Raw genomic sequence first — 15,306 nt, 5'->3', positions numbered from 1 at the left:
AATTGATAATGTCAAAGTTTTAAAAATAGTATGGATACAGAACTAATATATCATGAGCTTTAAAATCAAACTTTTACTTGGATTAACGGCTTCCACAATACTTTGGAGCTGCAGTTCCCCAAAAGAGGAAACAGCGAAAACAGAAGCCAAAAAGCCAAATATTGTCATCATTTACATGGATGATTTGGGGTACGGTGATTTGAGTGCATATGGAGCTACGGAGATTTCTACGCCGAATATTGATAAACTAGCAAATGGTGGGATTCGCTTCACGAACGGCTATGCAACTTCAGCTACTTGTACGCCAAGCAGATATGCTCTACTGACCGGCGTTTACCCTTGGAGAAATAAGGATGCTAAAATCCTGCCTGGAACGGCTCCATTGCTGATCAGTACTTCTCAGATGACTGTTCCGAAAATGCTCAAAGGCCAAGGATATGAAACTGGAGTTGTGGGGAAATGGCATCTGGGACTAGGCAATGGAGACGTGGATTGGAATGAGCACATTAGCCCAAGTCCAAATGAAGTAGGTTTCGACTACAGCTACATCATGGCAGCGACTCAGGATCGCGTTCCTACTGTGTATATCGAGAATGGTGATGTGGTAAATCTGGATCCAAATGATCCGATCGAAGTGAGTTACGATCAAAATTTTGAAGGTGAACCTACAGGGAAAGATAATCCGGAACTAACCACGATGAAATGGCATCATGGCCACAACAATAGTATTGTAAATGGCATTCCAAGAATTGGATTTATGAAAGGTGGAGAAGCTGCCAAGTGGTCGGATGTAGATATGGCGGATCACTTTTTGGAGAAAGCTCAAAGCTATGTGAAGTCGCATAAAGACCGCCCATTTTTCCTTTACTATGCATTTCAGCAGCCACATGTACCTAGAACGCCTAACCCTAGATTCGTTGGGAAATCAGGCATGGGGCCAAGAGGAGATGTGATTTTGGAAGCAGACTGGATGGTTGGTGAGTTTATGAAGACTTTGGAAGATGAGGGATTGTTGGAGAATACATTGATCATTTTCTCCTCTGACAACGGCCCGGTTTTGAATGATGGGTATTACGATGATGCGGTAGAAAAGCTGGGAGATCATACGCCTGCTGGACCGCTTAGAGGCGGGAAATACAGTCTTTTTGAAGCGGGTACCCGAGTGCCATTTATGGTGTATTGGAAAGGAAAAATTCAACCTCAGGTTTCGGAGGCTTTGGTTTGTCAGCTGGACTTGTTGAGTTCTCTGGCGGCTTTGACTGGAAGCTCAGAAACTACAGACGATAGTCAAAATCTCATGCCGACTTTTCTAGGTGAAGAGAAATCCGGTCGTACAGACTTGATGATAGAAGCTACAGGTAGAACCGCTTTGAGAAAGGGTGAATGGCTTATGATTCCGCCATACAATGGTGTGGCAGTAATCCAATCTGTGAATATTGAAATCGGTAATGCCAAGGAATATCAGTTGTACAATTTGACCAGTGATATAGGGCAAACCAACAACCTGGCTCAAGAGAATCCGGAAAAGTTGGAGCAAATGATCGGCGATTATGAGACTATTAGAGGTGAAACGAGTGCGAAAGTCGAAGATGTAGTTTTGAAATAGACCATTTTCAGTAAATTCAAAGGGAGCTGCTGAGGTAGCACCTAGAACCTAGTCTTCCCTTTTTAATTCAAACTCCTCATGCATAGACCCATCATTTACCTACAGCTGATAGCCCTCTTTTTTTCAATCACACCTCTGGCTTTTAGCCAAAATTCAAATGAAAGCAAACCCAATTTCATCATCATTTTCACAGATGATCAGGGTTATGGGGATTTAGGAGCATTTGGGCACCCTACGATCAAAACTCCCAATATTGATCAAATGGCTGTCGAGGGGCAAAAATGGACAAGTTTTTATGTGGCGGCGAATGTCTGCACACCGAGCAGATCAGCAATTCTAACAGGAAGGCTACCGGTGCGCACAGGTATGTATTCCAACACTCGTAGAGTACTATTTCCGGATTCGGGTGGAGGTTTGCCAGCCTATGAAAATACGATAGCGACTCTTCTCAAAGGTGCTGGATATACAACAGCTGCCATTGGCAAGTGGCACCTCGGGCATTTACCTGAATTCTTGCCAACGAGTCATGGCTTTGATTCCTATTATGGAATTCCTTACAGCAATGACATGGATCGAGTGAACGATATCACCGCAAAGGAAGCTTTTGCAGACTCAAAAATCGAGTATTTCAATGTGCCACTGATGCGGAATACCGAGATTATCGAGCGGCCTGCAGATCAAAATACCATCACCAAAAGATATGCGGAGGAAGCTGTGAGCTTCATTAATTCTAATAAAGACAAGCCTTTTTTCCTCTACCTAGCTCATTCTCTTCCGCATGTTCCGCTTTTTGCCTCTAGTGATTTCAAAGGAAAAAGTGAGAGAGGATTGTATGGAGATGTGATTGAGGAGATCGATTGGTCTGTGGGAGAGATTCTTAGCGCTTTGAAGGAAAATGGATTGGATCAAAATACCTATGTAGTTTTTACTTCTGACAATGGGCCTTGGTTGGTTTACAATGAGCAGGGCGGTAGTGCAGGTCCTCTTTTTGGGGGAAAAGGCACCAGTTATGAAGGTGGGGTACGGGTTCCTACGGTGATTTGGGGTCCAGGAAATGTGAAGCCGGGTGTGATTTCCAAAATGGGAAGTACACTGGATTTGTTGCCGACTTTTACCAGTCTGGCTGGCGTAAAAATGCCTCAGGATCGAGTTTATGATGGATTTGATTTAAGCCCAGTTTTGAAAGGGCAGAATGCTACGCCTAGAGAGGAAATGTTTTACTACCATGGTGATCGACTTTTTGCAGTCCGTAAAGGCGATTTCAAACTCTATTTCTACAGTAATAATCCTGCTGGCTATCCTGCAAAGGTGGAGAAGCTGGAGAAGTTGACTCTTTTTAATTTAGGTCATGATCCTTCAGAGCGATTTGACTTAGCAGATCAATATCCAGAAGTTGTCTTTGAGATCTCAGAAATTGCCAAACAGCATTCTTCAGGGATGGTGTTCGGTGAAACACAATTGGAGAAGCGGATAGGGTATTGATTCTTCCTCCGCTCTGAGAGACTTTTTCAAGTTGGTTTTTGAGTAGGGCACATGAATATGGATTGATGATAAAGTGGTTTCGTCCTACTTAAGCTATCTATTTCCCCGTTCATTAATGATGGTTAAGGTTTGATTTCTTATTTTAAAAAGTCCTAAATTCAAAATCAGCCTACTCTCAACGGTATAAAGCGGCAAAGAATGAAAATTCAAATACTCACTTTTCTACTCCTCTTTCAAACCTCCCTTTTGATCGCTCAGACTTCACTTGAGCAACTCAATCTGGAGAATGGGAAGTTTGAAGTAGGATTCAGAAATTATACCACCGCTGACAGTACGAGAAATTACAGCCGAATTTACGATTACACTAATCAGAAGGTCCCAAGACCAATTTCAGTGAGTGTCTGGTATCCGGCGAGCCTAAGGGGAAATGAAAAGCAAATATCCGTTTTGGACTACATGGAGACTCTAAAAGAAGAAGAGGAATGGGAGAATTTGCCAAATGATCAGATTCTAAATTGGTTTTATTACCAAAACACAGCTGCAAATCAGAATCATCTCAAGGAGACTACCGCTGCTTTTGCAAACGCAGAATTTGAGGGTGGAAAGTTTCCGGTAATTATTTACGCACCAAGCTATCAGGCACCGTCCATTGAAAACTTTGCTTTATGTGAGTACTTGGCAAGTCATGGATACTTAGTGATATCAAGTCCAAGTCGTGGAACTGAAAATCGCTGGCTGGAAGGAGGTACAGAAAAGGACATGGAAACTCAGGCCCGGGATATTGAATTTCTAACCCAGGAATTAAACAAGGTTCCCAGCGCTGATCTAGATCAAATCGCAACCATGGGCTTCAGTTTCGGTGGTTTATCCAATGTGCTTTCACAAATTAGAAATGATAATATCAAAGCCATTGTGAGCCTTGATGGAAGCATCAAATACCAATATGAGACGTTGAAAAAATCAACCTTTTTCGACCTCAATAAAGTAGATGTTCCTTTTATACATTTTTCTCAAAAGGATATTCCCAAGGAAGTATTGGAGGCTGATAAAATTGACGCTGCCTTAAATACCAATTTTGAATTTTACGATAGCCTTAGCTTTAGTGATGCTTACCAACTGAAATTCCACAACCTTACCCATTCCCAATTTAGTACGCTTGGTGTTCTGTTTGAGCAGCGTGATCCAAGGCAAGATAAGAGCGATCCGGAAATAATGGAATCTTATAAATGGCTTGCAGTTTATACCTTAAACTTTCTGGATGGGTATCTGAAAGATGATTCGAATGGGCTAGAGTTTATCCAAAAGCAACCTTCAGAAAACGGGATAAAAAAGGAACTGATTTCATTAAAATACAAAGAGAAGGAAGTAGAGGCTTTCAGCTTTCAGGATTTTAATGACTTGGCTAGAAAGCAAAACTATGAGGACCTGCTCGGGTTTTACGAAAGTATCAAAAGTGAGTATCCATCTCTATCACTTCCGGAAGGCGATCTAAATACACTTGGGCTACAGCTACTCTTTAACCCTAAGACTTCCCAAAAGGGCATCAATATCTTATTATTTGCCACCAATCTCTACCCAACTTCTGCCAATCTATTTGATAGCCTGGCTGAGGCATATTTATTTGTTGGGAATCAAGAAATGGCTGTAAAAAACTTCCGGAAATCTTTGGAACTGTATCCTCAAAATCAAAATGCGATTAATCGATTGAACCAGCTTAATCAATGACTAGTGTGTTTTGATTAGCTAGTTCTACTTCTGCCGAAAATATTTTATTCATCTATTTTCCTCTACAAAAGTCCTTTGGTTCTGATTTCAGAAGACAACAGCTAATTGATATGGCTTAGTAGAGTTCCCGATTCTCACCTCCCAGTTCGTAAGAATAAGTATGTACAGCTAGAGAAAAACCTTTCAACCCTCCTCATTTAATCCTATTTTAACTCCATGAACCGCAGACCTTTTCTTCAAAAAATCAGCCTCTTGGGCACCTCGATGATGACTATGCCTTTTATGGGTTATGGGAAAATAGACTTTCCTAATGCCACCCGACTCAAATTCATCACCGCTTCAGATGGGCACTGGGGGCAGCCTGATACAGACTACGAAACATCACATAGCAACTTGATTGAGGCGATCCATGGGGAGAAGGATGTGGATTTTGTGGTTTTTAATGGGGATCTGATTCACGATGACCCGGCACTTTTACCACAGGTCAAGGAAGTCTATAACCGCCTAAAAGTACCTTACTATGTCACCCGAGGCAACCACGACAGGGTCAGTGAGGGAGACTTTGAGAGAATCATGGGACAGACGACCAACTTTTCCTTCCAATCCAAGGATTCCGGCATACTGCTGCTGGACTGTTCGAATGAAAAAGGAGATTACCTCTGTGCCGATCAAGGTTTTGCCAAATCTATCTTGGATGAATATGCCTCCCTGCCTCAGGTTTTCGTATTCGTCCATATCTCCCAAAACGACTGGACCCGCCATGGTGTACCCTGTACAGACTTCCTGAACCTGATCACTTCCTACCCAAATGTGCGGGCGACTTTCCATGGACATGATCATGATGTAGATGGGCAGATGATTTACCGTAAAATACCCTTTCTATGGTCCGGGCACTTCGGCGGCAGCTGGGGGAATCCATTCCCTTCTTACCGGGTGTGCGAAGTGGGAGAAGACGAAAAGGTCATCAGCTACCTAAAGACCGTAAAGGATGGGACTATCCTGAATGGACATACACTATAAAGCATCCCACAATTATCATCGCAAAAAATAATTTTCACCTCCCACTCAATTCCCCCTCGACGAAATTCTTAATTTGGTCACAGCAGCTCCCTCGAATGCCTGTGGAAAATGGCGATATAGACGCAATAGGGTTTGAGAGTAGCTTACATACTAGTGTTAGCATCAATAATGCAATGAATATAGACAAACCAGTAGCAGCTAAAATAATCTTGAACTTACTGAACGGTAAGGACTCTGGAGAAGATTTTCTAGGTCTTTCTGGAACATTGTATCAATGTAATCTCATCCATTCTGAGCCAAGAGAATTGAGACGGACTAACGAATCTTTAGAAATGTCTGTAATATTCAGAGACAGAGACTCATTTGAAAATTGGCATTTACATTCGAAGGTAAGGGAATATTGGGGCGAAAAATTTGAAAATTGGCTTGTCAAGACTCCTGAAACATTAGAAGAGATGGACGTAATAATTGAAGTTGACAGAGTTGAGAACTGTGAATGTAACACGTCAGATTTCTTCATTCTTCAAGGTCGTTCTTTACAATTTACTGATGAGCTGACTTGTGGCTCCTGCTTAAAACAAGTTCCATATTCTCGAATCCCACTTTATATTAAGATTGAAGAATGGCAAAACTATCATCAGCGGTTTTATCTGAACTGGTTAGATAGCGGAATATTTGAACATGATGCTTATAACGAATTAACAAACTACAGTGAAGGCAAACTGAACAAAGAAGGTGAGCGAATTAGGGCGGAACTTTGTAATCATTTTAAAGCTCCTGTTTATCTGAGTTATTTTGTGGAAGAACCTGATAACAACCATCCATGTCTAATTTGTGGAGAAAAAGGAAGTGATTCGGGCCTTAAAAGACCAAGCAAGATTTGCAAAACTTGCAATACGATATTTGACTAGAAAAAGTAAAGATGCTAACATATGCTATGAATGAATGGGGTTTCGGTGGTCAGGATATTTTCGTGGGGATTGGAAAGTCCGCCACAAGTTTTAAATTTAAATCAAGGCGTGGCTATGTGCGAGAGAAAAGATTAGTGCTTTCTAATCCCCACTCATCATAGCTAGGCGTTAGCTGTCATTTATGATATTATTCCAAGGCCCAGAAGGTCGACTGAAGTCTGTAATAAGAAAGTTTTTCAAAAACGTACTTAACAAGTACCACTTCAAGCTGATTGAAAAGCGAGTGCATTCACCATTAGGTGCAATATACGAGTACCGTAACGACGTTCTAAGACTAAGACTGGTAAGCGATAAGAGCATTGTGAATGTGGACGTATCCTCCATTCATTATGAAGACTTTTGGGATGTTGGTACAATATACCTACTCATGTTCTTAAGATCGAAAGGAGTACAATTGGACAAATATGATGTGCATGCTCATAACAAGAGTTTGGTGAATGAGCAAGAAGCTATCATCCTTGAAAGTAACATGAAAGCCATTGAAGAACTCTATAACGAGAACAACTATAAGAAAACGATAAAGGATCTTAACATAATTGGAACGCGTAGAGCGGAGGTAATATTTGGATTGAAGCGACCTGAGGATAAGGATAGCTAACAATATGTTTCTGCAATGGTGAGGTGACGTACTTCGAAAACCCAAGCCTTCATAAACATAAATGTTGCCCCGCCCACACCCCATTTTTTCAACTTCCCAGATTTACTGCTCTGAAAATAATTTAGTTCCCTAACCCACTGATAGTAAGTAAGCTGTTGTTTTTTTGATTCTACTTAGTTAATTTAGTTACGATATAATTTTTCTTTCACTTAAATCATTTTTAACATGGAAAACAAAGTTTCCATCGAGATCTCTCCGGCAGATCTCCAGGCGATCAAAGACGCCATTGCTGTGTTACAGGCCAAACTAGGTCCATTGCTCATTGCCCTCACCGATGAGGAGCGTAGGTCGCTCTTCAAAATGGGTGAGGCCTCACGTCCTTTCGTGGAGAAAGTACTGGAGTATGTAGTCACCAATCCTGAATTTCTCCCGCCGTTTACTACAGTGGAGGAGATGCAAAAGGACTGGAAAGCTATTTCAGATTTATTACCGGTTTTCAATGCGCTATCCCAGCTGTGTAGCAATCTAGATGATACACTGATGGAGGCAGGCTCTGAAGTCATGGTGCCATCTACCGCCTACTACAAGTCAGCGCAGATGGCGGTCAAGCTTGGTGTACCTAGTGCCAAGCCTGTAGTAGCGGATTTGATGGTGCGCTGGGAGCGCAAACCAAAAAAATCCCCGCCAAAAGAATGAAATACCTGATTAAAACTTAATGCTGAGAGGTTGCTTATCACCTCTCCAGGCCGGATTCGAGAGGATCCGGCTTTTTTGCTTCAGGAGTGACTACTGAATCTTCAGGTAAAAAGCCTGAAGGTTCAGTATAAAAGGGTAAATATTCAGGTTAATAACCTGAAATTTTGAGATAATAGGTTGAGATTTTATACTCAGAACCTGAACATTCAGGATAATAGGCTGAAAATTTATACTTGGTGGTTGAAACTTCAGGGTAATAGGGTGAAGGTTTATACTTAGAGCTTGAAGCTTCAAGATAATAGCGTGATGGTTTATGTTTTTATGTTCAACCCTTTCAGGGTTGCTTTGTCACCTCATCTTGAGGCTTTTCCACGGGTTCCACCCGTGGTTATTGACAGGTTCGACCATCCCGAAATCGCTTCCCTCATCGGGACTGTCGCTTCGTGGTCTTTTACAAATAATCATTTCATTGGTTGCTATCACTTTCATTGTGCATAATTTCCAGTGATGATCCTGAAAGGATCTAACTTCTGAATAGCCATGGGTGCAACCCATGGTAACCTGCAACCCGACATTCATCCACATTACCCCGATTGGGTCAAATTTTAAACTTCCAGCAGTTTTCTGGAAGATGATTTCTACTTACGTAAAAAAAATCTATCTCTATCGCAATTCCCCTAGACGAAATTATTAATTTGGGATCAGTAGAAGTCCGAAGACCTGTAGAGGATGGCGATATTGATGGAAGAGGGTAATTGGGGTAAGAAATATGCAAGGGTTGGGGAACAAACAAAAAGCCCACCGCACAAAGAGTCAAATTTGGTTTTTTCTCCCCTCACTGCCAACGCTGAAAAACCAAAAGAGCCATTAAGTGCCATCTCACAGACAAATGAACAGAGTTAAAAAGGTAACTTTGTAGAGCAAAAATTAAATATGACATATTACGCCAAAATAAGAGAATTAACTAAAACAATATCACCTACTTTGGTGGACTTTGGGCTTCCACGAGACCCTGCAAGAACACCTACTCAAGCATCATCAAATTTCATTACCAACAAGGAGCAGGGAGATTGGGCTGAAAACTTGGTGTTCAGATCAATTAACGAAACGTCCAAAAATTTTATAGCGGTTAAATATGGTAAGTCGGATGACTTAGTAGCAGGAGAGGATGGATTTGATACATTCTATCAAGATTTTCAAGAAGAGCTTGATACAATTGGAAAAAGACCTGATTTGTTAATTTTCAGAAAAGAAGACTTCAGAAAAGACCTAGGGTTTGATTTAAGCCAAATACCTCACCACAAAATTACTGAATATGTAAAAATGGCAATAGCAGGGATTGAAGTAAGGTCAAGTGCGTTCTTGATAGACAAATATGAAGAAGCTATGCAAGTTAGGACGGAAAAATTTAGTCAAATAGCCTTGCAGGCTAGAGATGTAATTCTTGCAGAATTTCAGGAAGAATTAAATCACCCTTCAAGACAAGGATATATTGATTTGCTTCAAAGTATCACCCCTAAAACATTATCGGTTACAGATTTTAGGGTTCCGAGCTGGAGCTCGTCTGAAAGGCTATCTGAACTCAAAGACTATTTCAGGACTTTAAAGGGTGCTATTAAACAAATTCAAAAGAGAGATTACCTTTCCATAACTCCTAAAGTTGAAGATATCAAGGTTGTTTACAAGTGGATTGAAACTTTCAATGTTCCACATTTTTATTTTCAAGTATTCTTTGATAAGGTTTATGGTATCTCTTTCGAGCAAATACTATCAATAATCTCGGATTCAAACAATGAAGGCGTAAACTTCTCGGTAGAGAGGGATACCAAAAATCAAAACAAAACCACAATAAAAATAAACTCTAAGTCAGGAATACCTATTGCATCAAAAGTTGAAGAACCCATACATAAAAGTGTTAGAAAAGAAATGGATAGAGGGAGACTTTTGTTTTATGTCACCTTCAAAGGTGGAACTGCATATCTTGATGTCGATAATCTGATTAACATACTCGATATAGATAGTAATGAATTCTAATGATTGAAGTTAAAGACATATCGAAAGCGACAGATAACGTAGTTGAGAAGAGCTACTCTAAATTAATTTCATTAGGGCATAGGAAGAAATTTGCTCAATTCTTCACACCATTTCAGTTGGCATCTTTAATGGCTAATTGGTTGTTAGGAAATCAAAGACTAAATACCGTTTTAGAACCAGCATTTGGTCTTGGAGTGTTTTCAAGAGCCTTACTTAGTAAAAAATCAGATTTGTTTATAAAAGGCTTTGATATTGATGAAAAAATATTTGCGGAGGGAAAGGAGATTTTCAGCGAAACCCCAAATGTCAATTTACATTTAGAGGATTATATGTTCAATGATTGGGACAATAAATATGATGGGGTTATTTGCAATCCACCGTATTTTAAGTTTCACGATTATGACAACAAAACAATTTTAAACGAAATAGAAAATCGCTTAAAGATCAAACTCAATGGCTTTACAAATCTTTACACACTTTTTTTGTTAAAGTCTATTTACCAGCTAAACTCAAATGGCAGACTTGCCTACATTATACCTTCAGAGTTTTTAAATTCTGATTATGGCAAACTCGTAAAATCGGCTTTAATAAAGAACAATATTTTAAGACATATAGTCGTTTTTGATTTTGAAGAGAATGTTTTTGATGATGCTCTAACAACTGCATGCATTTTGTTATGCTCAAATGATGAAAATAATCAATCAGTAAAGTTTTCAACTGTTAAAAGAATTAGCGATTTAGAGCTAGTTAGAACTTACATTTCTGAGTATCCTTTAAACAGCGTTGATGGCTCAACTTTTAGCGTCAAAGCACTTGATCCAGAAGTAAAGTGGCGTAAATATTACCAAGAGCAAAATGGCATTAGATATAAAAATTTAATTCCTTTCTCTAGTGTGGCCAAAGTTGTTCGTGGTATTGCAACAGGTGCAAATGATTATTTTACATTTTCTAAGTTAAAAGCAAATCAGTATGGTATTGAAGAAAAATATTTACTCCCTTGCATTTGTAAAGCTATTGATGTTAAAGATAATTTTTTCACGAAAGACAATTACCATTCATTAATCAAGAGTGATAGACAAACATTCTTATTAAACGCAATCGGTTCTAAGGACGAAAATGTTTTGAAGTATATTGAACTTGGAGAAAAAACTGGTGTTGACAAAAAATATCTTACATCTTGCAGAACTCCTTGGTATTCGTTAGAAAAGCGTCCTCCATCACCAATTTGGGTTTCTGTTTTTAACAGAAGTGGATTAAAATTTATTAGAAATGAAGCAAATATTTCCAATCTGACAACATTTCATTGTGTTTACCCTGCTCAAAACAGCTTGTTTGACAATGTTAATGTTGACGTTTTGTTTGCGTATCTTTTGACAAACATTGCAAGGGAGATATTTGAAGATAATCGACGGGAGTATGGTAACGGACTACAAAAATTTGAGCCTAATGACCTTAACAAAGCAATGATGCTTGATTTGACATTGCTTGACAAAAAAACTGAAAATAAAATCTTAGAACTTTATAATAAATACAGGAAATCTGCAATAATTAAATCTCCTACTGAGAATTATTTAACTGAAATAAACAATATTTTAAAAACAAAATATTCCCATTGCTAAATAGCTGCATAAATGACCAAGTCGAATTAGGGGATTCACAAGCCAATACATGGTGAATAATATTTCTGTTACCAACCACAAGCGACAATGAATTAGGGTGAAAGAAGAACACTAACCTCGTATCAATTTAAATAGATTATATTACCTCAGCTTGTATATTGTAATCTAAATTTTCTCTCACCCATCCATCTTCCTACAAGACTCCCGTAGTATTAGCTTGGTGTCCACACGGCTTGCTTCTAGAGGAGAAGCAGAATCATTGATCTTATTCAGCAGATAGTTAGCACTCATTGCACCCATTTCAAAGGGTTGCTGATTTACCGTGCTAAGGGTAGGGTTGATGTAGGTGGAAATAGGTTCGTCGGCATAGCCGATTACCGAGAGCTCTTCGGGAATCGTGATTTTCAGTTCAGCTGCTAGTTTATAGATCTCAAAAGCCAGGTAATCACTATAGGTGAACGCTCCATCCGCATGCAAATCACCCAGGCAGAAGCGGATCTTTTCCACCAGCTTGGGATCAGAACTCTCCAGAACCAGTTCCTCTTTTACTTCGATTTCATGCTTGCGCAGTGCTTCCTTATAGCCCATAAATCGGTTGAACGTAGTAGAAAGGTTATCAGGACCTTTGATATGCAGGATGTTTTTACACCCGATTTGGCACAGGTAATCCACTGCAGAAAAAGCGCCCTTGAAATCATCCGAGATCACGTAGGGAGTTTCTATTTCCTCCGAAAATCGATCCACCAGCACCAGCGGCGTGCCACTGTCCATCACTTCCTGTATATGCTCAAACTTGTCATTCATCTTGGAGATCGTAGCCAGAATCCCATCTACCCGGGCATCCAGTAGCGTGAGCGTGGATTTGATTTCCTGATTCTGGTTTTCATTGGAGGTACAGATCAGCAGCTGATAGCCAGCTTGGGAGGTCACACTCTCTATCCCTGCCAATACCCGGCTATAAAAGTGATGCGTAAATTCCGGAAGGATCAATCCTATGGTATTCGTTCGGTTTTCCAGCAGACTCTTCGCGATGGGATTTGGTCTGTAGCCCAGTTTTTTGGCGAGGGAAATAATCTCCTGCCGCTTTTTCTCAGAGACCTTGCCACCGCCATTCAGCGCCCGGGAAACTGTGGAGGGAGTCACTTGCAGCGCTTGGGCAATATCGGTGATGCTGATTCTTTTCTTTTTCATTTTGGGCTTCTTGGTAAGCCCAATTTAGGATAAATGCATGAAAACCGGGTAGCTTTTAGTTAGAAGCTTCCACAGGCAGGTCAAACGTTTGACCAACATAGTCTTTATCATATTTATGATATTGGTTAGTTGATTTGGGAAAATGGGTTTTTCCCCAAAAAATCCCGCATCAAACATTTGCTTGAAGCATTTTCGAATATGGAGTTAGGACAATCCGGCATATCAGTATCATCCATGATCATAGGAACCAGCGCGCTGGGCAATCTCTATGAGGCCAAGCCTTATGGGCAAAAGCTGGAGTTGGTCTTGGGCGCTATGGAATGCTTCCCCAGCGGGGTTGTCTTCGATACGGCTGGAAAATACGGGGCTGGAATGGCTCTGGAAGCCTTGGGTCAGGCATTGAATGATTTGCAGGTGCCAAATGACAAGGTGCTGATCAGCAATAAACTGGGATGGAAGCGTACGCCTTTGCTGGGTACTGAGCCTACGTTTGAGCGGAATGTCTGGAAAGAACTGGACTATGATGCGGTGCAGGATATCAGCTACAGAGGGATATTGAATTGCTTTGAAGAGGGGAATTCCCTGCTGAGAGGCTACGAAAGTCAGTTGGTCTCCATCCATGATCCGGATGAGTATCTGGATCAGGCAGCTTCGCCAAAAGACTATGAAAAGCGATTTGCGGATATATTGGAGGGCTATGCGGCCTTGGATGAGCTGAAGCAAGCCGGGAAGGTGAAAGCCATCGGTGTAGGCTCCAAAAACTGGAAAGTGATCCAGGAAATCTATCAGCATTACCCACTTGACTGGGTGATGATAGCCAACAGCATGACCATCTACCAGCATCCAAAGGAGCTGTTTGATTTTATGAGGTTATTGGAAAAGAATGGGGTAGGAATTATCAATTCTGCTGTTTTCCATTCAGGATTTTTGGTGGGTGGTGATCATTTTGATTATCAGAAAATGAGCCCTACCGATCCTGCCTTTAGTCAGCTGTATAAGTGGAGAAATAAATTCTTTACCCTTTGCGAAGCGCAGGCCGTCATCCCTGCCCATGCCTGCATACAGTTTGCCCTACAGCTGCCGGGAGTCAGTTCCCTGGCGCTGAATTCCACTTCCACGCACCGCATTCAGGCAAATGCATCCTATTGCGAAACCCTGATTCCAGATTCCTTTTGGGATCTTTTAAAGGAGCAAGGGATCATCGCAGATTATCTATCGGAATTTAATTTGAATAAAATAGAATGAACATCCTAAGCTGTACCTCGCCGGGAGAATTTGAATACCAAGTCGGAGAAATGCCTCAGCTTTCCGAAGGTCGGGCTATTGTCAAAATCAAGAGAATTGGCATTTGCGGCACAGATCTTCATGCCTTTGAAGGCACCCAGCCCTTTTTCTCCTACCCAAGGATTCTAGGGCATGAGTTGGCCGGTGAAATCGTGGAAATCGGAGAAAACGAAGAGTTTTCCATAGGTGATTTAGTAACTGTCATTCCTTATTTCAACTGCGGAATCTGCGTTGCCTGCAGAAATGGTAAGCCAAATTGCTGTCAGAAAATCAGCGTTTTCGGTGTGCATGAGGACGGAGGAATGCGGGAGTTTGTTGCCTTGCCGATTTCTTCTTTGGTGAAAAAGGAAGGGCTCAGCCTGGAGCAGCTGGCGATGGCTGAACCTTTGGCCATAGGAGCACATGGGGTGCGAAGAGCAGGAGTAAAGTCGGGGCAGTTTGTGCTGGTGATCGGAGCTGGCCCTATAGGATTGGGAGTGATGGAATTTGCAAGGATTGCCGGAGCTACCGTGATCGCGATGGATATCAATGAGCAAAGACTGGAGTTTTGCCGGGAGGTGTGGGGTATCCCGCATGTGGTGAAAGCAGATATCAATGCTCATAAAGTCATTCAGGAGATCACAAACGGGGATTTTTGTGACTCGGTGATTGATGCTACCGGAAGTTTGATCGCCATCAATCAGGGGTTTCAATACATCGCTCATGGAGGGAATTATGTGTTGGTGGGCTTGCAGAAAGGGGATATTGCCTTTTCCCATCCCGAATTTCATAAGCGGGAAGCAACGCTGATGAGTAGCAGAAATGCCACTAGAGCGGACTTTGATTTGGTGTTGGAAGCTCTTGCCTCAGGGCAGGTTTCCTTAGATCGCTACATCACGCATAGTGTACCCTTCGCAAAGGTGAAGGAAGATTTTAAATCCTGGCTGGAACCTGAAACCGGAGTGATTAAGGCTTTGGTGGAAGTGTAGAGGAGACGGAAGACAGGAGACAGGAGACGGGAGACAGGAGAAGGAAGACAAGAGACGGAAGACCGGAGACAGGAGACGGAAGCAGCTTAAATATTAGTGTTAATAAGGTCTG

Annotated in this window: 12 protein-coding genes; 11 read left to right on the top strand and 1 reads right to left on the bottom strand. The window is 41.2% G+C overall.

The annotated features are described in order from the left end of the window. Positions 1 to 52 precede the first annotated feature (52 nt). The 9 genes from BM386_RS19135 (at position 53) to BM386_RS19090 (ending at position 11,751) form a co-directional block, all read left to right on the top strand. Entirely contained in the window at positions 53 to 1,606 is a 1,554-nt protein-coding gene (locus BM386_RS19135; RefSeq protein WP_091697163.1) for a sulfatase family protein, read from the top strand. A gap of 78 nt (positions 1,607 to 1,684) precedes the next feature. Then, positions 1,685 to 3,088 carry a sulfatase family protein gene (locus BM386_RS19130; protein WP_091697161.1) on the top strand — a complete coding sequence of 468 codons (1,404 nt, stop codon included), beginning with the start codon at positions 1,685 to 1,687 and terminating at the stop codon, positions 3,086 to 3,088. 198 nt (positions 3,089 to 3,286) lie between these two features. Beyond that, a complete protein-coding gene (locus BM386_RS19125) occupies positions 3,287 to 4,813 on the top strand; it encodes a prolyl oligopeptidase family serine peptidase (protein ID WP_091697160.1) in 1,527 nt (508 codons plus the stop codon). Positions 4,814 to 5,029: 216 nt separating this feature from the next. Next, the gene (locus BM386_RS19120) at positions 5,030 to 5,833 is read left to right on the top strand and encodes a metallophosphoesterase family protein (protein WP_244545567.1); all 804 of its coding nucleotides are present in this window, start codon (positions 5,030 to 5,032) and stop codon (positions 5,831 to 5,833) included. Positions 5,834 to 5,928: 95 nt separating this feature from the next. Further along, positions 5,929 to 6,744 (top strand): DUF2310 family Zn-ribbon-containing protein, encoded by an 816-nt coding sequence (locus BM386_RS19115; RefSeq protein WP_091697158.1) that lies wholly within the window; start codon positions 5,929 to 5,931, stop codon positions 6,742 to 6,744. A gap of 181 nt (positions 6,745 to 6,925) precedes the next feature. Further along, positions 6,926 to 7,402 carry a hypothetical protein gene (locus tag BM386_RS19110; RefSeq protein ID WP_091697156.1) on the top strand — a complete coding sequence of 159 codons (477 nt, stop codon included), beginning with the start codon at positions 6,926 to 6,928 and terminating at the stop codon, positions 7,400 to 7,402. Between the two features lie 225 nt (positions 7,403 to 7,627). Next, entirely contained in the window at positions 7,628 to 8,098 is a 471-nt protein-coding gene (locus BM386_RS19105; RefSeq protein ID WP_091697154.1) for a hypothetical protein, read from the top strand. 933 nt (positions 8,099 to 9,031) lie between these two features. Further along, complete coding sequence (locus BM386_RS19095; RefSeq protein ID WP_091697151.1) at positions 9,032 to 10,132, top strand: AccI family restriction endonuclease; 1,101 nt, start codon at positions 9,032 to 9,034, stop codon at positions 10,130 to 10,132. Next, positions 10,132 to 11,751 (top strand): HsdM family class I SAM-dependent methyltransferase, encoded by a 1,620-nt coding sequence (locus BM386_RS19090; RefSeq protein WP_091697149.1) that lies wholly within the window; start codon positions 10,132 to 10,134, stop codon positions 11,749 to 11,751. The genes BM386_RS19095 and BM386_RS19090 overlap by 1 nt, the downstream gene beginning before the upstream one ends. A gap of 177 nt (positions 11,752 to 11,928) precedes the next feature. On the opposite strand, the gene BM386_RS19085 is transcribed toward BM386_RS19090, so the two are convergent. Then, a complete protein-coding gene (locus tag BM386_RS19085) occupies positions 11,929 to 12,942 on the bottom strand; it encodes a LacI family DNA-binding transcriptional regulator (RefSeq protein WP_091697147.1) in 1,014 nt (337 codons plus the stop codon). 198 nt (positions 12,943 to 13,140) lie between these two features. Between BM386_RS19085 and BM386_RS19080 the strand changes: the two genes are divergently transcribed. After that, positions 13,141 to 14,187, top strand: coding sequence for an aldo/keto reductase (locus BM386_RS19080; RefSeq protein WP_091697233.1), 1,047 nt, complete (start codon positions 13,141 to 13,143; stop codon positions 14,185 to 14,187). Beyond that, positions 14,184 to 15,194: a zinc-binding alcohol dehydrogenase family protein gene (locus BM386_RS19075; protein WP_091697146.1), complete on the top strand. Its 1,011-nt coding sequence runs from the start codon at positions 14,184 to 14,186 to the stop codon at positions 15,192 to 15,194. The genes BM386_RS19080 and BM386_RS19075 overlap by 4 nt, the downstream gene beginning before the upstream one ends. Positions 15,195 to 15,306: the final 112 nt, after the last annotated feature.

It is taken from the genome of Algoriphagus locisalis (assembly GCF_900116615.1).
In the GTDB taxonomy this organism is placed as follows: Bacteria; Bacteroidota; Bacteroidia; order Cytophagales; family Cyclobacteriaceae; genus Algoriphagus; species Algoriphagus locisalis.
This window is presented reverse-complemented; position numbering and strand designations above follow the sequence as displayed.

Excerpts from the sequence above, each read along its gene's own strand:
- BM386_RS19130 (WP_091697161.1), top strand. The coding sequence starts at position 1,685 with ATGCATAGACCCATCATTTACCTACAGCTGATAGCCCTCTTTTTTTCA.
- BM386_RS19125 (WP_091697160.1), top strand. The coding sequence starts at position 3,287 with ATGAAAATTCAAATACTCACTTTTCTACTCCTCTTTCAAACCTCCCTT.
- BM386_RS19080 (WP_091697233.1), top strand. The coding sequence starts at position 13,141 with ATGGAGTTAGGACAATCCGGCATATCAGTATCATCCATGATCATAGGA.
- BM386_RS19085 (WP_091697147.1), bottom strand. The coding sequence starts at position 12,942 with ATGAAAAAGAAAAGAATCAGCATCACCGATATTGCCCAAGCGCTGCAA.
- BM386_RS19135 (WP_091697163.1), top strand. The coding sequence starts at position 53 with ATGAGCTTTAAAATCAAACTTTTACTTGGATTAACGGCTTCCACAATA.
- BM386_RS19110 (WP_091697156.1), top strand. The coding sequence starts at position 6,926 with ATGATATTATTCCAAGGCCCAGAAGGTCGACTGAAGTCTGTAATAAGA.
- BM386_RS19120 (WP_244545567.1), top strand. The coding sequence starts at position 5,030 with ATGAACCGCAGACCTTTTCTTCAAAAAATCAGCCTCTTGGGCACCTCG.
- BM386_RS19090 (WP_091697149.1), top strand. The coding sequence starts at position 10,132 with ATGATTGAAGTTAAAGACATATCGAAAGCGACAGATAACGTAGTTGAG.
- BM386_RS19095 (WP_091697151.1), top strand. The coding sequence starts at position 9,032 with ATGACATATTACGCCAAAATAAGAGAATTAACTAAAACAATATCACCT.
- BM386_RS19075 (WP_091697146.1), top strand. The coding sequence starts at position 14,184 with ATGAACATCCTAAGCTGTACCTCGCCGGGAGAATTTGAATACCAAGTC.
- BM386_RS19115 (WP_091697158.1), top strand. The coding sequence starts at position 5,929 with ATGCCTGTGGAAAATGGCGATATAGACGCAATAGGGTTTGAGAGTAGC.
- BM386_RS19105 (WP_091697154.1), top strand. The coding sequence starts at position 7,628 with ATGGAAAACAAAGTTTCCATCGAGATCTCTCCGGCAGATCTCCAGGCG.